Source organism: Klebsiella sp. Sb-30 (genome assembly GCF_057652795.1).
On the sequence record NZ_CM172749.1, the window covers coordinates 963278 to 989729 of the forward strand.

Sequence of the window (26452 nt, forward strand, 5' to 3'; positions counted from 1 at the left end):
ACCAGCCTGCGCAGATGCGCAGGTTTTTTTTTGCCCGCAGGCGGAAGATGTCGCGTTCCGCTCCCGTGAAACGCTCTCGCCCCCCGCAGCAGATCCCCCTCTTCCTGTCCACCGCTCGCCGCTGTTACAGATAGCGAAAATGGCAATAACTGGTTGCACTTAGGTTTATTCCCTTGCGTTTTATCGCTGGTGCGGCAGGGGCAAAAAACCTGACAATCAGGGTCCCAGAGGTATTGATAGGTGAGTTTTTAAGTACGCGTTTCGTACTGATTATCTTGCACCGGCCTGCGCAGATGCGCAGGTTTTTTTTCTGCCAAACATTCTTCCTCGCACTGCTTTCAACCGCCTTCTCGTGTAACCTGCAATGACTTAATAACCGGTCACATGGAGTTGTTATGCTGTTGGCATTTTTCAGGCTATTGTTCAAAGGGTTGTATCGGGTCAGAGTGACCGGCGACACGCAGTCCTTGCAACAACAAAAGGTGTTGATCACCCCGAATCACGTCTCTTTCCTCGATGGGATCTTGCTAGCCTTATTCCTGCCCGTCCGACCGGTCTTTGCGGTGTACAGTTCTATCAGCCAGCGCTGGTTTATGCGCGTGCTGACGCCGCTGATCGATTTTGTCCCGCTCGACCCGACGAAACCGATGTCGATAAAACACCTGGTGCGGTTGATTGAACAGGGGCGTCCGGTGGTTATTTTCCCGGAAGGGCGTATCTCGGTCAGCGGTTCGCTGATGAAAATCTATGACGGGGCGGCGTTTGTGGCTGCAAAGTCGCAGGCCACCATTATCCCACTGCGTATCGAAGGCGCGGAGCTGACCCCGTTTAGTCGTCTCAAGGGGCTGGTCAAACGTCGTCTGTTCCCTCGGATCCAGCTGCATTTGCTGCCGCCAACTCGCATTGAAATGCCTCAGGCTCCCCGCGCCCGCGATCGCCGCAAAATTGCCGGGGAAATGCTGCACCAGATCATGATGGAAGCGCGCATGGCGGTGCGTCCACGGGAAACGCTGTATGAATCGCTGCTGGCGGCGCAGGATCGGTTCGGCGCACGAAAACCCTGTGTGGAAGACATTAACTTTCAACCCGATACCTATCGCAAACTGCTGACCAAAACCCTCTTTGTGGCGCGCATCCTCGAAAAATACAGCGCTCAGGGTGAAAAAATCGGCCTGATGTTACCCAACGCCGGCATCAGCGCGGCGGTCATTTTTGGCGCTATTGCCCGCGGGCGTATTCCGGCGATGATGAACTACACCGCCGGGGTTAAAGGGCTGAGTAGCGCGATTAGCGCCGCGGAAATCAAGACGATTTTTACCTCCCGTACCTTCCTTGATAAAGGCAAACTCTGGCATCTGCCGGAGCAGCTTACTCAGGTGCGTTGGGTCTTTCTTGAAGACCTGAAAGGCGACGTTACGACCGGCGATAAGCTGTGGATCTTCGGCCATCTGCTGGCGCCGAAACTGGCGCAGGTCAAACAGCAGCCGGAAGATGCGGCGATTATCCTCTTCACCTCCGGTTCCGAAGGCAACCCGAAAGGGGTCGTGCATAGTCATAAAAGTCTTCTGGCCAACGTCGAGCAGATTAAAACCATTGCCGACTTTACAGCCAACGACCGTTTTATGTCGGCGCTGCCGCTGTTCCACTCCTTTGGGCTGACGGTCGGCCTGTTGACCCCGCTGTTTACCGGTGCAGAAGTGTTCCTCTATCCCAGCCCGCTGCATTACCGCGTGGTGCCGGAACTGGTTTACGACCGCAACTGTACGGTGCTGTTTGGGACCTCGACCTTCCTCGCGAACTACGCGCACTTTGCCAACCCGTACGATTTCTATCGGCTTCGCTACGTGGTCGCCGGGGCGGAAAAGCTTCAGGAGAGCACAAAGCAACTGTGGCAGGATAAGTTTGGCCTGCGCATTCTCGAAGGCTATGGCGTCACCGAATGTGCGCCGGTGGTATCGATTAACGTTCCGATGGCGGCGAAGGTGGGCACCGTCGGGCGTATTCTGCCGGGGATGGATGCGCGCCTGCTGGCGATGCCGGGTATTGAAGAGGGCGGCCGCCTGCAGTTAAAAGGGCCGAACATCATGAACGGCTATCTGCGGGTGGAGAACCCGGGCGTGCTGGAAGCGCCGACGGCGGAAAATCAGCATGGCGAAATGGAAAGCGGCTGGTACGACACCGGGGATATCGTCACCTTTGACGAGCAGGGCTACGTGCGCATTCAGGGACGTGCTAAGCGCTTCGCGAAAATCGCCGGTGAAATGGTGTCACTGGAAATGGTTGAGCAGGTTGCTCTGGGCGTCTCACCTGACAAGATGCATGCCACGGCGATTAAACAAGATGCCGGTAAAGGCGAGGCGCTGGTGCTGTTTACCACCGATAATGAACTGAACCGTGAAAAACTGCTGCGCTACGCCCGTGAACATGGTGTACCGGAGCTGGCGGTACCGCGCGACATTCGCTGGCTGAAGCAGCTGCCGGTTCTCGGCAGCGGCAAGCCGGACTTTGTCACCCTTAAAAGTATGGTTGAGCAGATGGAAGATTCTGATGAGTGAGTCAGTACATACTAACACCTCGCTGTACTCAAAAGGAATGATGGCGGTCATCTGCGCCCAGTTCCTCTCGGCATTTGGCGATAATGCCCTGCTGTTTGCCACGCTGGCGCTGATGAAGCAGCAGTTCTATCCGGACTGGAGCCAGCCGGTGATGCAGATGTTGTTTGTAGGTGCTTACATACTATTTGCGCCGTTTGTCGGCCAGTTTGCCGACAGCTTTGCCAAAGGGCGAGTGATGATGGTCGCCAACGGCATGAAGCTGGTTGGCGCAGGCTGCATCTGTTTTGGTCTGAACCCGTTTATCGGCTATACCCTGGTGGGGATGGGGGCGGCGGCCTATTCGCCGGCCAAATACGGCATTCTTGGCGAGCTGACCACCGGAGATAAGTTAGTGAAAGCTAACGGCTTGATGGAGTCGTCGACCATTGCGGCGATTTTGCTGGGATCGATGGCCGGCGGCATTCTGGCCGACTGGCATGTGCTGGCCGCGCTGGCCATCTGCGCGCTGGTGTACGGCGGGGCGGTGATCGCCAACCTGTGGATCCCGAAGCTGCCGGCGGCGCGTCCCGGTCAGTCATGGCGTTTTACGCCGATGACCCACAGCTTTTTTAGCGCTTGTAAGACACTCTGGCGGAATGGCGAAACACGTTTCTCCCTGATGGGAACCAGCCTGTTCTGGGGCGCCGGCGTGACGCTGCGTTTCCTGCTGGTGCTGTGGGTTCCGGCGGCGCTTGGCATCACCAGTAACGCCATGCCGACCTATCTCAATGCGATGGTCGCCGTCGGGATCGTGTTGGGCGCCGGCGCGGCGGCCAGGCTGGTCACCCTACAAACCGTCTCTCGCTGTATGCCTGCCGGGATTTTAATCGGCGTCGCGGTGATCCTCTTCGCCGTACAGCACGCTCTGTTACCGGCATTTGCTCTGCTGCTGCTGCTCGGTATCTTTGGCGGCTTCTTTATTGTGCCGCTCAATGCGCTGCTGCAGGAGCGCGGGAAGCATACCGTTGGCGCAGGTAATGCGATTGCAGTGCAGAATCTCGGCGAAAACGTGGCCATGCTGCTGATGCTGGGGCTCTATTCGCTGGCGGTGAGAATCGGTATTCCGGTAGTTGGCGTCGGGATTGGCTTTGGCGCGGTGTTTGCACTGGCGATCGCCGCGCTGTGGCTGTGGGGCCGACGTCAGTCGTAGCTCGCGTCGGCCGTTTACGGCGTCACCTGCGGATCCCCGGCTCGCATCAGGCCAGCCGGGCGATGGCTTAGTCTCTGTGGTAACCCGGATAAGGCGTCAGCCGCTATCCGGGCGAGTTCGACGCTTACGGTGCCGGGTAGGTATAGACCTGATGCACCGCTTCAATTTCCGCTAATACCGCTTCACTCAGCTCAAGATGCAGGCTCTCCACGTTGGTTTTAAGCTGCTCCAGCGTGGTGGCGCCCAGCAGGGTGCTGGCGACGAACGGCTGACGACGGACAAAGGCCAGCGCCATCTGCGCCGGGTCGAGGTTATGACGTCTGGCGATATCGACATAGGCCGCTACCGCTTTCTGCGACTGCTCGCTGCTATAGCGCGTGAAGCGGCTAAAGAGCGTATTACGCGCGCCGGCCGGTTTTGCGCCGTTAAGGTACTTGCCGGTCAGGGTGCCAAATGCCAGACAGGAGTAGGCCAGCAGCTCAACGCCTTCATACTGGCTGACTTCCGCCAGACCCACTTCGTAGCTGCGGTTCAGCAGGCTGTAGGGATTCTGGATGGTGACGATGCGCGGCAGGTCGTGTTTATCCGCCAGGTGAAGATAACGCATAACGCCAAAGGCCGTTTCGTTGGAGACGCCGATATAGCGGATTTTACCGGCCCGCTGGAATTCGGTGAGCGCTTCAAGCGTATCCAGCAGGGTGACAACCGGCGTGGAGTCGGTCCAGCTATAGCCTAGTTTGCCAAAGCAGTTGGTCGGGCGCTGCGGCCAGTGAACCTGGTAGAGATCGAGATAATCGGTTTGCAGGCGCTTCAGGCTGTCGTGCAGCGCGTCACGGATGTTTTTACGATCCAGCGCATGGTTCGGACGAATGCTGCTGTCGTTGTTACGCGCAGGGCCGCTGACTTTAGAGGCGATAATCAGCTTTTCGCGATTGCCGCGTTTCGCCAGCCAGTTGCCGACGTAGGTTTCCGTCAGCCCCTGGGTCTCCGGGCGCGGCGGTACGGGATACATTTCAGCGACATCAATCAGGTTAATGCCCTGGCTGACAGCGTAGTCGAGCTGTTCGTGCGCGTCGGCCTCGCTATTCTGCTCACCAAAAGTCATAGTGCCCAGCCCGAGCGTGCTGATTTCAAGAGAACTGTGTGGGATACGGTGATACTGCATAGCCGGCTTCCTTTTTTATTAACAAGGTCAGGAGTTCCCCCGACAAAGGAGTATCAAAATGGCAGAGGGGGAGAAAAAGAGGAAGTAAAAAATCAAAAAAGCCGGGGTTTCATAATCCGAAGACGCGATGCCGCGGAGGTTTCAGAGGATCCCGACTCTTTAATAAGAGGGTTCGCTGTCGGAGAAGGCGGCCTCGCCAGGCAAGTGCTGGCAGGCGGCTGGCCGACGAAAAGTCTTAACGTTTAATAATCTGCGAGACATCGTCGCGGTTGATCTGCATTTTATTGCCCTGCTGATCTTCGTAACTGATGAGGCCGGTATCATCATCAACGGCTGGCTTACCATCGGTCAGGATCATGCGTCCGTCTTTTGTCGCCATCACGTAATCGCTGCTGCAACCGGAAACCGAGAACGCCAGTCCTACGGCGGAAATCAATACTGCCCATTTTTTCATCGTCATTACCTCTTGAATGGTCGCACCTCACACCAGTGTATTAATAGCCTGATTTGTGAGACATAAAAAGCAGTAAAGTCTTAAAAAAGTTTGCAGCCCAGGTTTGGGCTGCATTTTTGTGGGTTACAGCGGATTTTTTTTATTACGCAGCAGGTTAAGACTTTCGACGGCAATCGAAAAGAACATCGCGAAGTAGATGTAGCCTTTCGGAATATGTATCTCAAAGCTTTCCAGCATCAGGGTAAAGCCGACCAGAATCAGAAACGACAGGGCCAGCATTTTTACCGATGGATGACGGTCAACAAAGTCGCCAATCGGTCGGGCGGCGAACATCATTACGCCGACGGCAATGACCACCGCAGCCATCATGATGAACAGATGATCCGACAGCCCAACGGCGGTAATGACCGAGTCGAGGCTGAAAATGATATCCAGCACCATGATCTGTACGATGGCGCCCATAAATGAATGGACGTTGGTTTTCAGCCCTTCCTCTTCGCCCTCGATCGACTCGTGGATCTCTTTACTCGCCTTCCAGATCAGGAACAGACCGCCGAGCAGTAAGATCAAATCGCGAAACGAGATCGCATGGTCGAAAACGGTAAACAGCGGATTGGTCAGCTTCACGACCCAGGCGATAGAGGCCAGCAGCCCCAGACGCATCAGCATCGCGCCCATCAACCCGATACGTCTTGCGTGAGCACGCTGGGCGGTGGGCAGTTTGGCAACAACCAGAGAGAGAAAAATAATATTATCGATCCCCAGCACGATCTCCAGCAGCGTCAGCGTACCGAGCGCCAGCCAGGCGTTGGGATCGGTTATCCATGCAAATAACATTGTTCAAAGTCCTGCAAAAAAGAAAGTCGCAATTATATGCAACCTGGCAGGCAGAACAAAAAATTAATCGTGGCTGAGGAGAAAATGACGGGCCAGCAGGGCGGCGGTGAAATTCTTCTTCAGGTAGAAGCCGCGCGGCAGCGTGAGAATCGGCTCACCGCGGGCGCCAATCGCCTCGGTTAACGCTTTGCTGTTGGCGGCTTTCGGGCGCAGCTGCAGCACCTCGCCATGACGGGCGGTGATGCGTTCCACCTGGCCGAGCACGATCAGATCCATCAGCTCCTCCCAGTCCATTCGCAGCTGGCGATCCTCTTCTTCATTGGGGCTCCACAGCAGCGGGGCGCCGACGCGGCGTTCCGCCAGCGGAATGGCGCGATCCCCTTCCACCGGCACCCACAGGACGCGTTTGAGCTTATGGCGCACGTGACTGCTCTCCCAGGTCACGCCGCTGTTACCCGTGAGTGGGGCGACGCAAACAAAGGTGGTTTCCAGCGGACGGCCCTGGCTATCGACAGGAATGGTCTTCAGCTCGACGCCCAGCGCGGCGAAATCCTGCTCGGGTTTACTTCCGGCGCTGGCGCCCAGCCAAATCTCCAGCAGAATACCGATCCATCCTTTATCGCGTTTTAAATCGCGAGGAATGGGAATCCCCGCCAGCGCCGCCAGCTCGCCCAGCGAGTAGCCTGCCAGCCCCTGCGCCTGGGCCAGGAGCTGCTGCTGGGTTTGCGGTGGGGACGTTAACGGCGCGATGGCGGGCATACGGTAAAACCTCTGGTTAAAAAATGAACGGTAATTCAGTGCGTTGTGGATAGAGTTTACCTTTTCCTGGGTAACTATGACAATTTGATGATTCGTATGGGTTTTTTTTCATTTTTTTGTCGTTATGAAAAGAGTGATACCGGGTTTTCCAGAACTGGTCACTGGCAATGAACAGGATCTTACACCATGTTATCCACAGAAAAATGGGATAACTGGGGAAAAGCGGCACTACTGTTTCCATTTACAGCCTTGACGTGCGACGAAAATCGAATTTTTAGACAAAATGTGCCCAGTGGACTCGGATAATCTGTGGATAAAATCGACATTGTTCGATCTTTCATCAGTTCCAGGATCGCATATGTGATGATCATCACGTTTAACTGTAATTATTGAAAGATATATGTGCTAACATCATGAATATAATGCCATTATCAAATTATGTTATTCGTAAGCACTTCGGACTACTCTGGGTTTTCCCGGGGTAATTCCATACTTCTTCACAACTCTATCCACAGAAAAAGTGAATAAAATGGGGGCTCGATCGCTTTCGTTGTTTATAACTCTGCTGATTACTGTGAGTTATTCAAATGTTATTCGATCGCACAGTGACAACAGAGTGGTTTACCGTTTACAGCGAGTGTGAAACAATCATTCACATTGAAGATTATTTTGAGGTAGTCCGGTGATTGATGACGATGGCTACCGCCCAAATGTCGGTATTGTAATCTGTAATCGCCAGGGCCAGGTTATGTGGGCCAGGCGCTATGGTCAGCACTCGTGGCAGTTCCCGCAAGGGGGCATTAATCCAGGGGAATCAGCCGAGCAGGCAATGTATCGGGAATTGTTCGAAGAGGTTGGGTTAAGTCGTAAAGATGTGCGAATCCTGGCCTCAACCCGTAACTGGCTGCGTTACAAGTTGCCTAAACGTTTGGTGCGTTGGGACACAAAGCCGGTTTGTATCGGCCAGAAACAGAAGTGGTTTCTCCTGCAGTTGATCGGCAGCGATGCGGAAATCAATATGCAAACCAGTAGTACACCTGAGTTTGATGGTTGGCGCTGGGTAAGTTACTGGTACCCGGTTCGTCAGGTGGTGTCGTTTAAGCGCGACGTGTACCGCCGGGTGATGAAAGAGTTTGCCAGCGTGACCATGTCGCTGGCGGAAAGTGCACCTAAACCGCAAAGCGCGCCTGCTTATCGACGTAAAAGAGGTTAAGCCACGCATATTATGCTCACTCGGTTACGAGAAATCGTCGAGAAGGTCGCGAGTGCGCCGCGTTTAAACGAGGCGCTGGATATCCTGGTCACCGATATCTGCAAAGCGATGGAAACGGAAGTTTGTTCGGTTTACCTGGCCGATCACGACCGACGATGTTATTACCTTATGGCCACTCGCGGGCTGAAAAAACCTCGCGGGCGTACCGTCGCGCTCGCGTTTGACGAAGGCCTCGTTGGCCTGGTCGGGCGCCTTGCGGAGCCTATCAACCTTGCCGATGCGCAAAAACACCCCAGCTTTAAATATATTCCTGCCGTCAAAGAGGATCGCTTCCGCGCCTTTCTTGGCGTCCCGATTATCCAGCGGCGTCAGCTGCTTGGTGTGCTGGTGGTGCAGCAGCGTGAGCTGCGTCAGTTTGATGAAAGCGAAGAGTCGTTTCTCGTCACCCTGGCGACGCAAATGGCCGCTATTCTTTCCCAGTCTCAGCTGACCGCGCTGTTTGGCCAGTATCGACAGACGCGTATTCGCGCGCTGCCCGCCTCCTCCGGGGTGGCCATTGCCGAAGGCTGGATGGACATCAGTCTGCCGCTCATGGAGCAGGTGTATGAGGCATCAACGCTTGATACCGCTTCCGAACGCGAACGATTGACCGGTGCGCTGGAAGAGGCGGCGAACGAGTTTCGACGCTACAGCAAGCGCTATGCCGCCGGGGCGCAAAAAGAGACCTCGGCGATCTTCGATCTCTATTCACACCTCTTGTCCGACGCGCGTCTGCGTCGCGAGCTGTTTGCCGAAGTCGACAAAGGCGCGGTGGCAGAATGGGCGGTGAAAAAGATCATCGAGAAGTTCGCCGAACAGTTTGCCGCGTTAAGCGACGGGTACCTGAAAGAACGGGCCGGCGATTTGCGTACGCTGGGTCAGCGTCTGCTTTTCCATCTCGATGATACGATTCAGGGGCCTAACACCTGGCCGGCGCGTATTGTGCTGGTGGCCGACGAGCTGTCAGCGACGACGCTGGCAGAAGTTCCGCAGGACAGGCTGGCGGGGGTTGTCGTCCGCGATGGCGCAGCGAACTCCCATGCCGCCATTATGGTGCGGGCGCTGGGGATCCCGACGGTTATGGGGGCCGATATTCAGCCTTCGCTGCTCCACGGCCACATGCTGGTGGTGGATGGCTACCGCGGCGAACTGCTGGTCGACCCGGAACCGGCGCTGCTGCAAGAATATCAGCGTCTGGTCAGCGAAGAGAACGAACTCAGCCGGCTGGCGGAAGACGATCTGGAACACACTTCCGAGCTGAAAAGCGGCGAGCGGGTGAAGGTCATGCTGAACGCTGGCCTGAGCCTGGAACATGAAGAAAAACTCGGCAACTTTATCGACGGCATCGGCCTGTACCGCACGGAAATCCCGTTTATGCTGCAAAGCGGTTTCCCGTCGGAAGAGGAGCAGGTCGCCCAGTATCAGGGCATGCTGCAGATGTTTAATGAAAAGCCCGTGACCCTGCGTACGCTGGATATCGGCGCCGATAAACAGCTGCCGTATATGCCGATCAGCGAAGAGAACCCGTGCCTCGGCTGGCGCGGTATCCGCATTACTCTCGATCAGCCGGAAATATTTCTCATCCAGGTGCGCGCCATGCTGCGTGCCAATGCCGCCACCGGCAATCTGAGTATTTTACTGCCGATGGTGACCAGTCTTGATGAGGTCGATGAGGCGCGTCGCCTGATCGATCGCGCCAGCCGTGAAGTCGAAGAGATGATTGGCTACGCTATTCCTCGCCCGCGTCTTGGCGTGATGCTGGAAGTGCCTTCGATGGTCTTTATGCTGCCGAATCTCGCCAGTCGCGTCGATTTTATCTCGGTAGGGACCAATGACCTGACTCAGTATATCCTCGCCGTCGATCGCAACAACACCCGGGTTGCCAGCATGTATGACAGCCTGCATCCCGCGGTGCTGCGGGCGCTGGCGATGATTGCGCATGATGCCGAACGTTTCGGTATTGATCTGCGGCTGTGCGGTGAAATGGCGGGCGATCCGATGTGCGTGACGATCCTGATTGGTCTTGGCTATCGCCATCTGTCCATGAACGGTCGTTCGGTGGCGAGGGTCAAATACCTGCTGCGACGGATCGATATTGCCGAAGCTCAGGAACTGTCGCGTCGCAGCCTTGAAGCGCAGATGGCCACCGAGGTTCGTCATCAGGTGGCGGCCTTCATGGAGCGACGCGGTCTGGGCGGCTTGATCCGCGGCGGCCGCTAGTGCATCTGCCCGGGTAAGGCTTTGAGGCCGTACCCCGGGCGTCGCGATTAACCTGCCGCGCGACGGCCGTTAGCATCCGTATACATATCTTTTACAACAACGGCACGGCCAGCGAATTAACCTTATGCTATTATTCGCCCCCTTGGAGCACCCGTATAGGTCGGGCGTGTATGATCACCGCTGTCCACTTTCGGCGGAATAACAAGTCTTTATGGTGACAGATGAATAGTGGCTACCTGCATTTTCCGGATTTTGATCCGGTCATATTTTCCGTTGGGCCGGTCTCCCTCCACTGGTACGGGATGATGTATCTGGTCGGGTTTGTTTTTGCGATGTGGCTAGCCACCCGTCGGGCCAACCGTCCGGGCAGCGGCTGGACCAAAAACGAAGTCGAAAACCTGCTGTATGCCGGGTTCCTTGGCGTTTTCCTCGGTGGCCGCATCGGCTACGTCCTGTTCTATAATCTGCCGGTTTTCCTGCAGGACCCGCTGTATCTGTTCCGCGTCTGGGACGGCGGCATGTCGTTCCACGGCGGCCTGATTGGCGTCATCCTCGTGATGATCATTTTTGCCAGACGCACCAAACGCACTTTCTTCCAGGTCTCCGATTTTATCGCCCCGCTGATCCCCTTTGGCCTCGGGGCGGGGCGTCTGGGCAACTTTATCAACGGTGAACTGTGGGGACGCGTCGATCCGAGCTTCCATTATTCGATGATTTTCCCCGGCTCGCGCGCGGAAGATCTGGCGCTGCTGCCGTCTCATCCGGAATGGCAATCGCTGTTTGATACCTACGGCGCACTGCCGCGTCACGCTTCGCAGCTATACGAACTGGCGCTGGAAGGGGTCGTCCTGTTCCTGATTCTGAACCTGTTTATCCGCAAACCGCGCCCGACCGGGTCGGTATCCGGTCTGTTCCTGATTGGCTACGGCCTGTTCCGTATTATCGTGGAATTCTTCCGCCAGCCAGACCAGCAGTTCACCGGCGAATGGGTACAGTACATCAGCATGGGGCAGATTCTTTCGATCCCAATGGTGCTTGCGGGTATCATTATGATGGTCTGGGCGTACCGTCGTCGTCCGCAGCAACAAACTTCTTGAGGAACCATGAAACAGTATCTTGATTTGATGCAGAAAGTGCTCGCCGAGGGCACGCAAAAAAATGACCGCACCGGTACCGGCACTCTCTCCATCTTCGGCCATCAGATGCGTTTTAACCTGCAGGAAGGCTTCCCGCTGGTGACGACCAAGCGCTGTCATTTACGCTCCATCATCCATGAACTGCTGTGGTTCCTCCAGGGTGACACCAACATCGCGTATCTGCATGAAAACAATGTCACTATCTGGGACGAGTGGGCAGATGAAAATGGCGATCTGGGGCCGGTTTACGGCAAACAGTGGCGTTCCTGGCCTGCGCCGGACGGCCGCCATATCGACCAGATCAGCACCGTGATGGAACAGCTGAAAAACGACCCGGATTCACGTCGCATCATCGTTTCGGCGTGGAATGTGGGCGAGCTGGATAAAATGGCGCTGGCGCCGTGTCACGCGTTTTTCCAGTTCTACGTCGCAGATGGCAAACTCTCCTGCCAGCTGTATCAGCGTTCCTGCGATGTGTTCCTCGGCCTGCCGTTTAACATCGCCAGCTATGCGCTGCTGGTGCACATGGTCGCTCAGCAGTGCGATCTGGTAGTCGGTGATTTTGTCTGGACCGGTGGGGATACTCACCTCTACAGCAACCACCTTGAACAGACGAATCTGCAGCTGAGCCGTGAACCGCGTCCATTGCCGAAGCTGGTCATCAAACGCAAACCGGCGTCGATTTTCGACTACCGTTTTGAAGATTTCGACATCGAAGGGTATGACCCGCATCCGGGCATTAAAGCGCCGGTGGCGATTTAATTCGCCCGGTACAGGATGTCGTAGAGAGATAAAAACCGGTGCCTGAGGCGCTAATGCTGGTCACTTAAAGGTGACCAGCATTTTTTTTGCTTTATCGCAGGCAGGGCGATGCCGGTAAACGGTGGTTGGCGCGATGACCCCTTGCGTGCAAACCAGCGTAAAAACGACATCCCCGGCTTAACAACAATCTCCAGGACAGGCTCGCCTGCAGAAGTGTTGAAAACCTGACAGCGCCGGATAAAAATCGGCAATCTCTTTGAGATGACGGATTCTTACACCTTTGCCGGATCGGTCAGCCGCCCCTCAAACGATCGGCATTCGTACCTGAGGCGCCGGTTTTTTTGCCTGCGCAAACACGCTCCCTGATTTTCTGCAATCGTCTGCAAACCTGATGTCTGGCTTCGACACGCTTCGTGAAAGGCTATTTTGCCCGTCGTCTCCGCGCCGTTTTTTCCCCATACTCGCGGGATGAACAGACAACGTGGCTACACCCTGATTGAAACCCTGATAACGCTGACGCTGGTACTTATCCTCAGCGCAGGGGGGCTGTATGGCTGGCAGAGCTGGCAGCAGCAACAGCGCTTATGGCAAACCGCCAGCCAGGTACGCGACTATCTGGTGCTGCTACGCGACGACGCCAACTGGCATAACCGCAACCGGCTGGTGAGCGTGGGGCAAAGCGGCGGCGGCTGGTGTCTGAGCGCCGAGGATGCGCTGGCTGAGTGTGCGACAGCAACGCCGTTTACGCTGCGGCCGCGCTGGCCGGAAGTGGCGCTCAGCCACATCACGCCGGGGTTAGGTTTTTACGGGTTGCGTAACAGCGCCTGGGCCGGGCATATCCGGCTGCAAAGCGCGGAGGGGAGCTGGAATATTATCGTATCTGGCTGGGGGCGAATTCGCCTGTGCCGCAACGAGGAGAACGCATCGTGCCTCTGATTCCCCGGGGTTTTTCGCTGGCCGAGACGCTTATCTCAATGGCCATCGGCGCGATTTTACTGATGGGCGCAGCGCGTTTTCTGCCTGCCCTGCAACGGCAGGCGCTGCGGCAGACGCAGCAGCAGTCGCTGGATAACGAACTCTGGCAGCGCGTATATACGGTAGCAAAACATCTCCAGCGGGCGGGCTATTGCGCCGGGCAGTGCGAAGGACAACCGTTGCTGATTGCCAGCGGGGGGCGCTGTGCGATCGTCCGTTGGGATAGTAATAGCAACGGCGCGTGGGATGCCATGCCGGAAGCGATATCTGATGCGACAGGATTTCGTTTGAACAACGGGGCGCTGGAAACGCGGCGCGGTGCGACCAGCTGCAGCGACGGAGGCTGGGAAAAAATGACGAATCCCGGCGCACTCAACGTGACCCATTTTCAGGTTTCCCGCCAGGATATCGCCGGATTTGCTCCGGAGCTCAGCGTCACGCTGGCGGCGCACGCGGTTGCGGATCGCCATATTTCGGCCCAGGCGGAATATCGCGTGACCGGGTATAACTTATGAACCGCCAACGGGGAGCCTCCTCCTTGCTGATGGTGCTTTTGCTGCTGGCGCTTGGCAGTATGTTATTGCAAGGGCTGAACCAGCAGCAGCGCTCTCTGCTGGCGCAAACCGCGGGTGAAACTCAGGCGATCCGCGAAACGGCTGGAGCGCACTCCGCGCTACAGTGGGGAAAAACTCTGGTGTGGACGGTACACGATGCCAACGCCTGCCGTGATTCTGCTGCCGAGGGCTGGCGCGTCTGCCTGCGCATTTTTGACGATGCCTCCGTCCTGTTAATCGCCAGCGGCGGTCGCATTTTGCTGTGGCAATCTGGTCGTATTGAAGAGGACGTGGTGCGCTTTTCTCCCCACGGCTGGAGCGACTTTTGTCCACTAACGGAGGCGAATCTGTGTCGGATGCCGTGAACCATGAAAAAGGTTTTAGCCTGCCGGAAACGCTGCTGGCGATGACGTTACTGGTTATGGTGGTGACCGCCCTTGGCGGCTACCAGCGTGGGCTGGCCAATGGTTTTATCCAGTTAAATCAATATCGCCAGCTGTGGCGCGACGCGTGGCGCTATGGCCAGATGAACCCTCCGGAGATTCCACCCGGCGGGTCCGTTACCCGCTTGCAGACATCGGCGGCCAGATGTGTCAGCATCACGGTAACGATCACCATGCCCGTTGATAAACGGGTGCAGATGACCCGGCTGCATTGCCCGGTCAGTCAGTAGTCAGGAGCGAATATGTTAAGGGTGTACCACTCAAACCGTCTGGATGTTCTTGAAGCGTTGATGGAATTTATCGTCGAGCGCCAGCGGCTGGATGACCCTTTCAAACCGGAAATGGTGCTGGTGCAAAGTACCGGGATGGCGCAGTGGCTACAGATGACGCTGGCAAAACGGTTTGGCATTGCCGCCAATATCGACTTCCCGCTCCCGGCGAGCTTTATCTGGGATATGTTTGTCCGCGTATTGTCGGATATCCCCGGGGAAAGCGCCTTCAGTAAGCAGAGCATGAGCTGGAAACTGATGACCCTCCTGCCGCAGCGTCTTGACGATGAGGCTTTTACGCTGCTACGCCACTATCTCAGCGACGATAGCGACAAGCGCAAACTGTTTCAGCTGGCAGCCCGGGTCGCCGACCTCTATGACCAGTATCTGGTCTATCGCCCGGAGTGGCTGATGCGCTGGGAGGCAGATGAACGCGTCGATGGCCTCGGCGACGCCCAGCAGTGGCAGGCGCCGTTATGGAAGGCGCTGGTCGAACATACCGCTGCGCTGGGGCAGCCGCTCTGGCACCGCGCCAATCTGTACCAGCGCTTTATCAGCACGCTGGAAGCGGCGGATGAACCTCCGGCCGGGTTGCCTTCGCGAGTTTTTATTTGCGGGATTTCGGCGCTGCCGCCGGTTTATCTGCAGGCGCTGCAGGCGCTGGGCAAGCACGTCGATGTGTATGTGCTGTTCACCAACCCCTGTCGTTACTACTGGGGCGATATAAAAGACCCGGCCTTTCTGGCGAAACTGATGTCACGCCAGCGCCGTCATCATCGTGAACCGCGCGAACTCCCGCTGTTTCGCGATAGCGGGCAGGCGCCGGGATTGTTTAACGATGCAGGGGAACAGGACGTCGGTAATCCGCTGCTCGCCTCCTGGGGGAAGCTGGGGCGTGACTATATCTATCTGCTGGCCGGGCTGGAACATTATGAAGAGCTGGACGCTTTTGTCGATATAACGCCGGATAATCTGCTGCATAATTTACAGGCGGATATCCTCGAACTGCGCAATGCCGCAGTGGCCGGGCGAAGCGCCGAAGAGTTTGCCCACAGCCACAGCAAACGCCCGCTTGCTCTGGACGATCGTAGCCTGACCCTCCACGTCTGCCATAGTCCGCAGCGTGAGGTCGAGGTGCTGCATGACCGGCTGCTGGCGATGCTGGAGGAGAATCCTGAACTGACGCCGCGCGATATTATCGTGATGGTGGCGGATATCGACAGCTACAGCCCTTACATTCAGGCGGTATTCGGCAGCGCCAGCGGCGAACGCTGGCTACCGTGGGCGATTTCCGACCGGCGCGCCACCGAATCGCATCCGGCTCTGCAGGCGTTTATTACGCTGCTTTCTCTGCCCGACAGCCGCTTTGCCAGCGAAGATGTCCTGGCTCTGCTTGATGTTCCGGTGCTCGCCGCGCGCTTTAACATTGACGAAGAGGGGCTGCGCTATCTGCGTCAGTGGGTTAATGAATCCGGCGTGCGCTGGGGAATGGATGACGATAATGTGCGCGAACTGGATCTCCCCGCCACCGGGCAACACACCTGGCGCTTTGGCCTCACGCGCATGCTGCTGGGCTATGCGATGGACAGCAGCCAGGGTGAGTGGCAGTCGGTCCTGCCCTATGATGAATCCAGCGGGCTGATCGCTGAGCTGGTTGGTAATCTGGCTTCGCTGCTGATGCAGCTTAACCTCTGGCGCCGGAAGCTGGTGCAGGAGCGTCCGCTGGCGGAATGGCTGCCGCTTTGTCGCGAACTGCTAAATGACTTTTTCCTGCCCGACGGCGACACCGAAGCGGCGCTGGCGCTGATTGAACAGCAATGGCAGGCGGTGATTGGCGAAGGAGCCCAGGCACAATATGAGCACTCCGTTCCTCTGTCTTTATTGCGCGATGAGCTGGCGCAGCGGCTGGACCAGCAGCGCATCAGCCAGCGCTTCCTCGCCGGACCGATCAACATCTGTACCCTGATGCCAATGCGCTCTATACCGTTCAAGGTGGTGTGCCTGCTGGGGATGAACGACGGCGTTTATCCGCGGACGCTGGCGCCGCTGGGCTTCGATTTAATGAGTCAGAAACCGCAGCGCGGCGACCGCAGCCGTCGCGATGATGACCGCTATCTGTTCTTGGAAGCGCTGATGTCCGCCGAACAGACATTGTATATCAGCTACATCGGGCGCTCGATTCAGGATAATAGCGAACGTTACCCTTCGGTGCTGGTGCAAGAACTGGCGGACTATATTGGCCAGAGCCACTGCCTGGCCGGGGATGAGGCGCTGGATTGTGACGCCAGTGAGCGACGGGTCAAAACACATATCACGCATCTGCATACGCGAATGCCCTTTGATGCGGCCAACTTCCGTGATGACGAATATCAGAGCTACGCCCGGGAGTGGCTGGCGGCTGCCAGCCAGCAGGGAGAGGCGCATAGCGACTTTATCCAGCCGCTGCCGGCGCCGGCTATCGAAACGCTGCCGTTTGAACAGCTGCTGCGATTCTGGCAACACCCGGTACGCGCCTTTTTTCAGCAGCGCCTGCGGGTCAACTTCCGTTCTGAAGAGAGTGACATCCCCGATGATGAGCCGTTCACCCTCGAAGGACTTAGCCGTTATCAACTGAACCAGCAGCTGCTGAATACGCTGATTGAACAACAGGATGCGTCGACGATGTACCGTCGCTTTCGCGCCGCGGGAGAGCTGCCCTTTGGTGCTTTTGGCGAGCTGGCCTGGGAGACGCAGCGTCAGGAGATGCAGAACCTTGCGGAGCGGGTCATTGCCAGCCGCCAGCCGGGGCAGAGTATGGAAATCGATCTGCAATGTAACGGAGTCAACATTACGGGGTGGCTACAGCAGGTACAATCTGACGGCCTGCTGCGCTGGCGACCGTCGCTGCTGAGCGTCGCACAGGGGATGCAACTTTGGCTGGAACACCTTGTCTACTGTGCTAGCGGCGGAACCGGTGAAAGCCGGCTGCTGGTGCGCAAAGAGGGCGAATGGCGTTTCCCGCCGCTGGCGCAGGAACAGGCCAAAGCGTACCTTGATCAGCTGGTAGAGGGTTACCTGCAAGGCATGTCCAGACCGCTGCTGTTACTGCCAGAAAGCGGCGGTGCATGGCTAAAAGTCTGTTATGACGCTGAAAAGGATGTCATGTTAACGGACGAAGAGACGCAACAAAAAGCGCGTAGCAAATTTCTTCAGGTCTATGAAGGTAATATGGTGGTCAGTGGCGAAGGGACGGATGTGTGGTATCAACGCCTCTGGCGCACGCTTGAACCGGCTTACTATGAAGAAATTATTACGCAAACACAGCGCTACCTGTTGCCGATATTTCGTTTCCATCAGCCCGAATAAATTTGTAATAGTATAAAAATTGCGCAGAATAAGGTGTTCAATTATCATGCGCAACCAATCACGGACTGATGTGCATAACGCTGACGCAGTCAGCGCAAAGTTTGTTAATGATGAGGTTCGTGAATGCCCCGCAGTGTATGGTTCAAGGTTATTTTAGTACTGGCTGCCCTTTGGGCGCCGTTAAGTCAGGCAGATACCGGATGGCAACCGATTCAGGAAACCATTCGTAAAAGCGAAAAAGATCCCCGACAGTATCAGGCCATTCGCCTGGATAATGACATGGTGGTTCTGCTGGTTTCCGATCCGCAGGCGGTGAAATCACTGTCTGCGCTGGTGGTGCCCGTGGGGTCGCTGCAGGATCCCGCCGATCATCAGGGGTTGGCGCATTTTCTGGAGCACATGACGCTGATGGGCTCGCAAAATTATCCGCAGCCGGACAGCCTCGCCGAATTTCTGAAAATGCACGGCGGCAGCCATAATGCCAGTACCGCGCCTTATCGCACCGCCTTCTATCTTGAAGTCGAAAACGATGCCCTTGACGGCGCGGTCGATCGTCTGGCGGATGCCATTGCTGCTCCGCTGCTGGATAAAAAATATGCCGATCGCGAGCGTAATGCGGTCAACGCCGAGCTGACCATGGCGCGCACCCGTGACGGGATGCGCATGGCGCAGGTGAGTGCAGAAACCATTAACCCGGCGCACCCGGCATCGCATTTTTCCGGCGGTAACCTCGAGACGCTTAGCGACAAGCCCGGTAAACCGGTGCTCGACGCTCTGCATACTTTCCGCGACAGCTGGTACTCGGCGAACCTGATGAAGGCGGTCATTTACAGCAACAAACCGCTGCCGGAACTGGCGAGCATCGCGGCGAAAACCTATGGTCGGGTGCCAAACCACAATATCAATAAACCGGAAATCACCGTTCCGGTCGTGACCGATGCGCAAAAGGGCATCATCATTCACTATGTCCCGGCAATGCCGCGCAAAGTGCTGCGCGTTGAATTCCGTATTGATAACAACAGCGAGCAATTCCGCAGCAAAACCGACGAGCTGGTGACCTACATGATCGGTAACCGCAGCCCGGGAACCTTATCTGACTGGCTGCAGCAGCAAGGTCTGGTCGAGGGTATTCGAGCGGATTCCGATCCGGCGGTCAACGGCAACAGCGGCGTGCTGGCGATTTCGGCGACCCTGACCGACAAAGGTCTGGCGCACCGTGATGAAGTGGCGGCGGCGATCTTCAGCTACCTTAACCTATTGCGTAGCCAGGGCATCGACAAACGCTATTTCGATGAGCTGTCCCACGTTCTGGCGCTTGATTTCCGCTATCCATCGATCAACCGCGATATGGATTATGTGGAATGGCTGGCGGATACCATGATTCGCGTACCGGTGGAACATGCGCTGGACGTGGTCAACATAGCCGATCGCTACGACCCGCAGGCGATTAAAGAGCGGCTGGCGATGATGACGCCGCAAAATGCCCGCGTCTGGTATATCAGCCCGCAGGAACCGCATAACAAGAGCGCTTACTTTGTGAATGCGCCGTATCAGGTCGACAAGATCAGCGCGCAGACCTTTAGCGACTGGCAGCAGAAGGCGAGCGCTATCGACCTGAAGCTGCCGGTGTTGAACCCGTATATTCCTGACGATTTTACGCTGATTAAAAGCGATAAAGCCTACCCGCATCCGCAGCTGATCGTTGATGAGCCGACGCTGCGGGTGGTCTATGCGCCCAGTCAGTTCTTCGCCAGCGAGCCAAAGGCTGACGTTTCGCTGGTGCTGCGTAATCCGCAGGCCATGGACAGCGCCCGTAGCCAGGTCATGTTCGCGCTGAATGACTATCTGGCAGGCATCGCTCTCGATCAGCTCAGCAACCAGGCGGCGGTGGGCGGCATCTCTTTCTCAACCGGCGCCAATAACGGGTTAATGGTCAATGCCAATGGCTACACCCAGCGGCTGCCTCAGCTGTTTACCGCGTTACTGGACGGCTATTTCAGCTATACGCCGACCGAAGAGCAGCTGGAGCAGGCTAAATCCTGGTATGCGCAGATGATGGATTCGGCGGACAAAGGCAAAGCCTACGACCAGGCGATCATGCCGGTTCAGATGTTGTCCCAGGTGCCCTATTTCCAGCGCGAGGAGCGGCGGGCGCTGCTGCCGTCAATTAGCCTGAAAGAGGTGCTGGCCTATCGTGACAACCTGAAAGCGAAAGGGCGCCCGGAGCTGCTGGTGATTGGCAACCTCACCGCCGAACAGTCCACCGCCATGGCGCGTCAGATCCAGCAGCAGCTGGGATCTGATGGCAATGAGTGGTGTCGCAACAAAGACGTCCTGATCAACAGTCAGCAGCTGGCGATTTTTGAAAAACCGGGTAACAGCACCGATTCGGCGCTGGCCGCCGTCTTCGCCCCGCCGAACGTGGATGAATACAGCAGCTCCGCCGCCAGCTCCCTGCTCGGGCAGATTATTCAGCCGTGGTTCTATAACCAGCTGCGTACCGAAGAGCAGCTTGGCTACGCGGTGTTTGCTTTCCCGATGAACATCGGGCGCCAGTGGGGGATGGGCTTCCTGCTGCAAAGCAGCGATAAACAGCCTGCTTTCCTCTGGCAGCGCTTCCAGGCCTTCTTCCCGACCGCGGAAGCTAAACTGCGGGCGATGAGCCCGGCAGAGTTTGCGCAGATCCAGCAGGCGGTGATAAGTCAGATGACCCAGGCGCCGCAAACGCTGGGCGGCGAAGCCTCGCAGCTGAGCAAAGATTTCGATCGCGGTAATATGCGCTTCGATTCACGTGATAAAGTAGTGGCTCAGATTAAACTGCTGACGCCGCAAAAACTTGCCGATTTCTTCCATCAGACGGTGGTGGTTCCGCAAGGCATGGCGATATTGTCCCAGATTTCCGGCAGCCAGAATGGCAAGACCGATTACGTCCACCCTGAAGGTGGCAAAGTCTGGGAAAGCGTCAGCGCGTTGCAGAAATCCTTACCCCTGATGCGAGAGAACGAATGACCGAAACCGCCGAGTCTCTGGATCCCCTGCGCTTGCCCTTGACGGGCGAGCGCCTGATAGAAGCCTCTGCGGGCACCGGAAAAACCTTTACCATCGCCGCACTGTACCTGCGGCTACTGCTGGGACTTGGCGGGGAATCCGCCTTTCCTCGTGCGGTCAGCGTGGAAGAGCTGCTGGTGGTGACCTTCACCGAAGCGGCCACCGAAGAACTGCGCGGCCGTATTCGCAGCAATATCCACGAGCTGCGTATTGCCTGCCTGCGCGACAGCGCGACCGATCCCCTCTATAGCGCTCTGCTGGCTGAAATTCCGGATAAGAACCAGGCGGCGAATACCCTGCTGCTGGCGGAACGACAGATGGACGAAGCGGCGGTATTTACCATTCACGGCTTTTGTCAGCGAATGCTGAGCCTCAATGCCTTTGAGTCCGGGATGCTCTTTGAGCAGCAGCTGATCGAAGATGAATCCCGGCTGCGTTACCAGGCCTGCGCCGACTTCTGGCGTCGACATTGCTATCCGCTGCCGCGGGAGATCGCCGCCGTCATTCATGAAGCGTGGAAAGGTCCGCGCGATCTGTTGAAATCCCTCGATCGCTGGTTGCAGGGCGAAGCCCCGCAGCTCAAATCCCCGCCGGCGGCAGAAGAGACGCTGGCCGAACGCCATCAGCAAATCATTGCGCGAATTAACGCCATGAAAACACAGTGGCGGGAACAGGTTGCAGAGATTGAGGCGGTGCTGGAGAACTCCGGTCTCGACCGCCGCAAATTCAATCGCGGCAATCAGGGAAAGTGGATAGAGAAAATCAACGCCTGGGCGCAGGAAGAGACGCTCGGCTACCAGCTTCCTGACGCGCTGGAGAAATTCTCGCAGCCCTTCTTACATGAACGAACCAAAGCAGGCGGTGAACCGCCGGTGCATCCACTGTTCAGTGCGGTTGAAGAGCTGCTGGCTTCTCCGCTGACGCTGACGGATCTGGTTATCGCCAGGGCGATGGTGGAGATCCGCGAAGCGGTCGCCCGGGAAAAGCGTCGGCGCGGCGAACTCGGTTTTGATGACATGCTCAGCCGGCTGGATGATGCGCTGCGCGGCGAGAGCGGAGAAGCGCTGGCTAGCGCCATTCGTCAGCGTTTCCCGGTGGCGATGATTGATGAATTTCAGGACACCGACCCGCAGCAGTACCGAATTTTCCGCCGTATCTGGCGGCAGCAGCCGGAGACGGCGCTGCTGTTAATCGGCGACCCCAAGCAGGCCATCTATGCCTTCCGCGGCGCGGATATTTTCACCTATATGAAAGCGCGTGGCGATGTGGCGGCTCACTATACGCTGGATACCAACTGGCGTTCTGCTCCCGGGATGGTTGAAAGCGTTAACCGCCTGTTCAGCCTGAGCGATAACCCCTTTATGTTCCGGGAGATCCCTTTCTTGCCGGTCAGGCCGGCCGGGAAAAACCACGGGCTGCGCTTTACCGTAGATAACGACGCGGTTCCGGCCATGAACATCTGGCTGATGCCGGGCGAGGCGGTGGGATCCGGTGATTATCAGACGTTTATGGCGCAGCTATGCGCGGCGCAAATTCGCGACTGGCTAAGCGCCGGTCAACAGGGGCGCGCGTTGCTCTGGCGTAACGACAACGCCGCCCGGCCGGTTCAGGCCTCCGATATCACGGTTCTGGTACGTAACCGTCAGGAAGCCTCGCTGATCCGGGAGGCCTTACGGGCGCTGGCGATCCCGTCGGTGTATCTCTCTAACCGCGATAGCGTTTTTGACACGCCGGAAGCGCAGGAGATTTTATGGCTTCTGCAGGCGGTGCTGGCTCCCGAACGAGAAAATACGCTACGCAGTGCGCTGGCAACATCGATATTCGGCTTGAATGCGCTGGATATTGAACGCCTCAACCAGGATGAACGAGCGTGGGACGCGCTGGTTGAAGAGTTCAGCGGCTACCGGCAAATCTGGCGCCAGCGCGGGGTGATGCCGATGCTGCGGGCGCTAATGAGCGCGCGGCAGATTGCGGAAAACCTGCTGGTGACGGTCGGCGGTGAACGCCGTTTAACCGACATCCTGCATATCAGCGAACTGCTGCAGGAGGCGGCCAGCCAGCTGGAAAGCGAACATGCGCTGGTGCGCTGGCTGACGCAGCATATCGCCGAACCGGACAGCAATGCGTCCAGTCAGCAGATGCGCCTGGAAAGCGATAAGCATCTGGTGCAAATCGTCACCGTCCACAAATCAAAGGGGCTGGAATACCCGCTGGTCTGGCTGCCGTTTATTGCTCGTTTCCGCAAACAGGATCAGGCGTTTTATCACGATCGCGACTCGTTTGCCGCGGTGCTCGATCTTGGTCAGGATGAGGGCAGTCTGGAGCTGGCGGAGGCGGAGCGCCTGGCGGAAGATTTACGTCTGCTGTACGTCGCGCTGACCCGCGCGGTCTGGCACTGCAGTCTCGGCGTGGCTCCGTTGAGCACCCGACGCAGCGACAAACCCGGCGCCAGCGATTTTCATCAGAGCGCGCTCGGGCGCCTGCTACAAGGCGCCGAAGCCATGGATGCCGCCGGGCTGGCTGCGTGTTTGCAAGCCTTCTGCGGCGAAGATATCGCGCTGCAAATGGCCACTGTCCCGGATGCTACGCCCTGGCAGGCGCCGCAGGAGACGCTGCCGCCGCTGTCCGCCAGGAGCCTTGAGCGTCAGGTTAGCGATGACTGGCGGGTGACCAGCTATTCCGGATTACAGCAGCATGGTCAGAGCGCGGCTCAGGATCTGTTGCCGCGTCTTGACGTTGATGCCGCCGGCGTCGGTGACGTCGCCGCAGAACCGCAGCTTACGCCGCATCAGTTTCCGCGCGGCGCATCGCCGGGGACATTCCTGCACAGCCTGTTTGAAGATCTCGATTTTACCCAACCAGTGCCTGCTGACTGGATGGCGGAAAAGCTGCAGTCCGGCGGCTTCGGTGAGCAGTGGACGCCGGTGCTGACGCAGTGGCTGGATGACGTGCTCCGGACTCCGTTACCGGGGGCCGGGATTGCGCTGAACCAACTTTCCGCGATGGATAAGCAGGTCGAAATGGCCTTCTATTTGCCGATCGAACGCCCGCTGGAACCGCTGCGTCTGGACGCGCTGATTCGCCGCTACGATCCGCTCTCCGTAGATTGCCCGCTGCTCGACTTCCGCCAGGTCCGCGGGATGTTAAAAGGCTTTATCGACCTCGTTTTCCGCCATAACGGCCGATATTACCTGCTGGATTATAAATCGAACTGGCTGGGAGAGGACCGCGAGGCCTACACCCGTCAGGCGATGGAACAGGCGATGCGGGCGCATCGCTACGATCTGCAGTACCAGCTTTATAGTCTGGCGCTGCACCGCTACCTGCGACACCGCATTGCGGACTACGACTACGAACGCCATTTTGGCGGCGTTATTTATCTCTTTTTACGCGGCATGGACGGGCAGGGGGGCGAGCAGGGCATTTTCACCACCCGTCCCGCGCAGCCGCTGATTGACGGTCTCGATGCGCTGTTTGCCGGAGACGTTCAGGAGGTTCTGTCATGACGATGGATGAACTGCTGCTGGAAGCGGCCAGTCAGCGCCTGCTGCGCCCGTTAGATGTGCAGTTTGCCCTGATGGTGGCGCAAGAGGCGCATCCGGCGGTGAAGCTGGCGGCGGCGGTGCTTAGCCGTGATGCCGGCGAAGGGCACGTTTGTCTGCCGATAGCGCGTCTGCGGACGGACGAGTTTCTGAGCGGTAAAACCAACGAACTGCGTGAACAGCTGCTGGCCCAGGCGGGCGTCCCCGATGACTGGTCCGCGCTGCTGCTTGCTTCGGAGGCGGTCAGCGGTGGCGAACGTCCAACGCCGATCGTCCTGTGCGGCGACCGACTCTATCTCAACCGGATGTGGCGTAATGAGCTGACCGTCGCCCGCTTCTTCAACGAAGCTAACCAGGTTGTGGACGTTGACGAGGCCCTGTTGGCCCGAACGCTGGACGCGCTGTTCCCCGCCAGCGATGAGATCGACTGGCAAAAAGTTGCCGCCGCAGTGGCGTTGACCCGCCGTATTTCGGTGATTTCCGGCGGTCCCGGCACCGGAAAAACCACCACCGTCGCCAGACTGCTGGCGGCGTTGATTCAGACAACCCGGCAACCGCGCTGCCGTATCCGACTGGCGGCGCCGACCGGGAAAGCGGCGGCACGATTGACGGAATCGTTGGGGGAGGCGCTGCGTCGCCTGCCGCTAACCGATGAGCAGAAGGCGCTGTTACCTACCGAAGCCAGCACGTTGCATCGTCTGCTGGGCGCTCAGCCCGGTAGCCAACGGATGCGCTACCACGCCGGTAATCCGCTGCACCTCGATGTGCTGGTGGTGGATGAAGCTTCAATGATTGACCTGCCGATGATGGCGCGGCTGATTGATGCCCTGCCGGAGCACGGGCGGGTTATTTTCCTCGGCGACCGCGATCAGCTGGCGTCGGTGGAGGCCGGAGCGGTGCTCGGGGATATTTGTGCCTGGGTCAATGCCGGCTATACCGCCGGACGTGCGGCGCAGCTGGAGAGGCTGACCGGCCACCCGGTGCCGGCGGGAGAAAGTGATGTCGCCGGCGCGCTGCGCGACAGCCTGTGCCTGCTGCAAAAAAGCTATCGTTTTGGCAGCCATTCCGGCATCGGTAGCCTGGCTCGCGCCGTGAACAACGGCGATCGTCACGGCGTCAGAGCGACGTTACGCCAGGCCTTCGAGGATATTGTGCTGCATCCGCTGAGTACGACTGAAGAGTATGAAGTCATGCTAAAGCAGTCGCAGGAAGGATACGGTCGCTATTTGCAGCTGCTTCGCGAGCGGGCCGAGCCGGAGGCACTGATCGCCGCCTTTGGTGAATTTCAGCTACTGTGCGCCCTGCGCGACGGCCCTTACGGCGTCAGCGGGGTGAATGAACAGCTGGAGCAGATGCTTAACCGTCGGCGGGCGATAACGCTGCCGAGGCATTCACGCTGGTATGAAGGGCGTCCGGTGATGATTTCCCGCAACGACAGCGCGCTGGGGCTGTTTAATGGCGATATCGGTATTGCGCTGGAACGAGGGGAGGGGCTGCGGGTCTGGTTCCCGATGCCGGATGGCAGCATTAAATCGGTGCAGCCAAGTCGTTTGCCGGAGCACGACACCGCCTGGGCGATGACGGTGCATAAATCGCAGGGGTCGGAGTTTGACCATGCGGCGTTGATTCTGCCCGCCAAAATCGTACCGCTGGTCACCCGCGAGCTGGTCTATACCGCGATCACGCGGGCAAAACAGCGGCTCTCGATTTATGCCGATGAACAGGTGCTAACCCAGTCTATCGTCGCCCGTACCGAGCGGCGCAGCGGGCTGGCGGACATTTTTGCCAGCGGCGTGTAACTTTAACCTTCAGCCGCTAGCCGGGGATCGCCGGCTCAACCGCCAGCGGTTTCCCCGGCTGGCGCAGCGCTTAGCCGGGGAAAATGTGAGATGAGCTGGCTCCGGGGGGCGGAGGAGAGGTCGCCCGGATAAGGCGTTTACGCCGCGA

General features: G+C 57.7%; 18 protein-coding genes and 1 pseudogene. 14 read left to right on the forward strand and 5 right to left on the reverse strand.

Annotated features, from left to right (window positions below; all coding sequences use genetic code 11):
• Positions 1-395 precede the first annotated feature (395 nt).
• Together aas and lplT are read left to right on the forward strand one after the other, a co-directional pair.
• Positions 396-2555, forward strand: coding sequence for a bifunctional acyl-ACP--phospholipid O-acyltransferase/long-chain-fatty-acid--ACP ligase (gene aas / locus AC236I_RS04665; RefSeq protein WP_165458719.1), 2160 nt, complete (start codon positions 396-398; stop codon positions 2553-2555).
• Positions 2548-3744 (forward strand): lysophospholipid transporter LplT, encoded by a 1197-nt coding sequence (gene lplT, locus AC236I_RS04670; RefSeq protein ID WP_015585838.1) that lies wholly within the window; start codon positions 2548-2550, stop codon positions 3742-3744. The genes aas and lplT overlap by 8 nt, the downstream gene beginning before the upstream one ends.
• 124 nt (positions 3745-3868) lie before the next feature.
• Here lplT and AC236I_RS04675 read toward each other — a convergent pair whose 3' ends face one another.
• The 5 genes and pseudogenes from AC236I_RS04675 to AC236I_RS04695 form a co-directional block, all read right to left on the reverse strand.
• Positions 3869-4909 carry an NADP(H)-dependent aldo-keto reductase gene (locus tag AC236I_RS04675; RefSeq protein ID WP_004867120.1) on the reverse strand — a complete coding sequence of 347 codons (1041 nt, stop codon included), beginning with the start codon at positions 4907-4909 and terminating at the stop codon, positions 3869-3871.
• A 235-nt stretch (positions 4910-5144) separates the two neighbouring features.
• Positions 5145-5363 (reverse strand): YgdI/YgdR family lipoprotein, encoded by a 219-nt coding sequence (locus AC236I_RS04680; protein WP_004867116.1) that lies wholly within the window; start codon positions 5361-5363, stop codon positions 5145-5147.
• 123 nt (positions 5364-5486) lie between these two features.
• Positions 5487-6200, reverse strand: coding sequence for a TerC family protein (locus AC236I_RS04685; RefSeq protein WP_004867113.1), 714 nt, complete (start codon positions 6198-6200; stop codon positions 5487-5489).
• A 63-nt stretch (positions 6201-6263) separates the two neighbouring features.
• Positions 6264-6959 (reverse strand): DNA mismatch repair endonuclease MutH, encoded by a 696-nt coding sequence (mutH, locus tag AC236I_RS04690; RefSeq protein WP_004867110.1) that lies wholly within the window; start codon positions 6957-6959, stop codon positions 6264-6266.
• A gap of 88 nt (positions 6960-7047) precedes the next feature.
• Positions 7048-7200 (reverse strand): annotated as a pseudogene (locus tag AC236I_RS04695) (hypothetical protein); the annotation flags it as partial.
• 441 nt (positions 7201-7641) lie between these two features.
• Here AC236I_RS04695 and rppH point away from each other — a divergent pair.
• The 12 genes from rppH to recD all read left to right on the forward strand — a co-directional run bounded on the left by rppH (position 7642) and on the right by recD (position 26304).
• Positions 7642-8172 (forward strand): RNA pyrophosphohydrolase, encoded by a 531-nt coding sequence (gene rppH, locus AC236I_RS04700; RefSeq protein WP_004867097.1) that lies wholly within the window; start codon positions 7642-7644, stop codon positions 8170-8172.
• A 12-nt stretch (positions 8173-8184) separates the two neighbouring features.
• Positions 8185-10431, forward strand: a complete 2247-nt coding sequence (gene ptsP / locus AC236I_RS04705) for a phosphoenolpyruvate--protein phosphotransferase (protein ID WP_004867094.1) — start codon at positions 8185-8187, stop codon at positions 10429-10431.
• A gap of 221 nt (positions 10432-10652) precedes the next feature.
• Entirely contained in the window at positions 10653-11528 is an 876-nt protein-coding gene (gene lgt / locus AC236I_RS04710) for a prolipoprotein diacylglyceryl transferase (protein ID WP_004867092.1), read from the forward strand.
• Positions 11529-11534: 6 nt separating this feature from the next.
• A complete protein-coding gene (thyA, locus tag AC236I_RS04715; protein WP_180553440.1) occupies positions 11535-12329 on the forward strand; it encodes a thymidylate synthase in 795 nt (264 codons plus the stop codon).
• A 468-nt stretch (positions 12330-12797) separates the two neighbouring features.
• Complete coding sequence (locus AC236I_RS04720; protein ID WP_015585839.1) at positions 12798-13265, forward strand: prepilin peptidase-dependent protein; 468 nt, start codon at positions 12798-12800, stop codon at positions 13263-13265.
• Complete coding sequence (locus AC236I_RS04725) at positions 13262-13819, forward strand: prepilin peptidase-dependent protein (protein WP_407046377.1); 558 nt, start codon at positions 13262-13264, stop codon at positions 13817-13819. Before AC236I_RS04720 ends, AC236I_RS04725 begins: the two co-directional genes overlap by 4 nt.
• The gene (locus tag AC236I_RS04730; protein ID WP_325939341.1) at positions 13816-14223 is read left to right on the forward strand and encodes a DUF2509 family protein; all 408 of its coding nucleotides are present in this window, start codon (positions 13816-13818) and stop codon (positions 14221-14223) included. The genes AC236I_RS04725 and AC236I_RS04730 overlap by 4 nt, the downstream gene beginning before the upstream one ends.
• A 41-nt stretch (positions 14224-14264) precedes the next feature.
• The gene (locus tag AC236I_RS04735; protein ID WP_249807876.1) at positions 14265-14531 is read left to right on the forward strand and encodes a prepilin-type N-terminal cleavage/methylation domain-containing protein; all 267 of its coding nucleotides are present in this window, start codon (positions 14265-14267) and stop codon (positions 14529-14531) included.
• A 12-nt stretch (positions 14532-14543) separates the two neighbouring features.
• On the forward strand, positions 14544-17915 hold the full coding sequence (recC, locus tag AC236I_RS04740) for an exodeoxyribonuclease V subunit gamma (protein ID WP_064367862.1): 3372 nt from the start codon (positions 14544-14546) through the stop codon (positions 17913-17915).
• Positions 17916-18038: 123 nt separating this feature from the next.
• Complete coding sequence (gene ptrA, locus AC236I_RS04745; protein ID WP_075808244.1) at positions 18039-20924, forward strand: pitrilysin; 2886 nt, start codon at positions 18039-18041, stop codon at positions 20922-20924.
• Positions 20921-24469, forward strand: a complete 3549-nt coding sequence (gene recB / locus AC236I_RS04750; RefSeq protein ID WP_487608703.1) for an exodeoxyribonuclease V subunit beta — start codon at positions 20921-20923, stop codon at positions 24467-24469. The genes ptrA and recB overlap by 4 nt, the downstream gene beginning before the upstream one ends.
• A complete protein-coding gene (gene recD / locus AC236I_RS04755; RefSeq protein ID WP_126509404.1) occupies positions 24466-26304 on the forward strand; it encodes an exodeoxyribonuclease V subunit alpha in 1839 nt (612 codons plus the stop codon). Before recB ends, recD begins: the two co-directional genes overlap by 4 nt.
• Positions 26305-26452: the final 148 nt, after the last annotated feature.

Bases quoted from the DNA above. Each gene is read 5' to 3' on its own strand.
- AC236I_RS04735 (WP_249807876.1), top strand. From the start codon at position 14,265: ATGACGTTACTGGTTATGGTGGTGACCGCCCTTGGCGGCTACCAGCGT.
- AC236I_RS04685 (WP_004867113.1), bottom strand. From the start codon at position 6,200: ATGTTATTTGCATGGATAACCGATCCCAACGCCTGGCTGGCGCTCGGT.
- recB (WP_487608703.1), top strand. From the start codon at position 20,921: ATGACCGAAACCGCCGAGTCTCTGGATCCCCTGCGCTTGCCCTTGACG.
- lplT (WP_015585838.1), top strand. From the start codon at position 2,548: ATGAGTGAGTCAGTACATACTAACACCTCGCTGTACTCAAAAGGAATG.
- thyA (WP_180553440.1), top strand. From the start codon at position 11,535: ATGAAACAGTATCTTGATTTGATGCAGAAAGTGCTCGCCGAGGGCACG.
- lgt (WP_004867092.1), top strand. From the start codon at position 10,653: ATGAATAGTGGCTACCTGCATTTTCCGGATTTTGATCCGGTCATATTT.
- AC236I_RS04720 (WP_015585839.1), top strand. From the start codon at position 12,798: ATGAACAGACAACGTGGCTACACCCTGATTGAAACCCTGATAACGCTG.
- ptrA (WP_075808244.1), top strand. From the start codon at position 18,039: ATGCCCCGCAGTGTATGGTTCAAGGTTATTTTAGTACTGGCTGCCCTT.
- AC236I_RS04680 (WP_004867116.1), bottom strand. From the start codon at position 5,363: ATGAAAAAATGGGCAGTATTGATTTCCGCCGTAGGACTGGCGTTCTCG.
- aas (WP_165458719.1), top strand. From the start codon at position 396: ATGCTGTTGGCATTTTTCAGGCTATTGTTCAAAGGGTTGTATCGGGTC.
- AC236I_RS04730 (WP_325939341.1), top strand. From the start codon at position 13,816: ATGAACCGCCAACGGGGAGCCTCCTCCTTGCTGATGGTGCTTTTGCTG.
- recD (WP_126509404.1), top strand. From the start codon at position 24,466: ATGACGATGGATGAACTGCTGCTGGAAGCGGCCAGTCAGCGCCTGCTG.
- mutH (WP_004867110.1), bottom strand. From the start codon at position 6,959: ATGCCCGCCATCGCGCCGTTAACGTCCCCACCGCAAACCCAGCAGCAG.
- recC (WP_064367862.1), top strand. From the start codon at position 14,544: ATGTTAAGGGTGTACCACTCAAACCGTCTGGATGTTCTTGAAGCGTTG.
- AC236I_RS04675 (WP_004867120.1), bottom strand. From the start codon at position 4,909: ATGCAGTATCACCGTATCCCACACAGTTCTCTTGAAATCAGCACGCTC.
- ptsP (WP_004867094.1), top strand. From the start codon at position 8,185: ATGCTCACTCGGTTACGAGAAATCGTCGAGAAGGTCGCGAGTGCGCCG.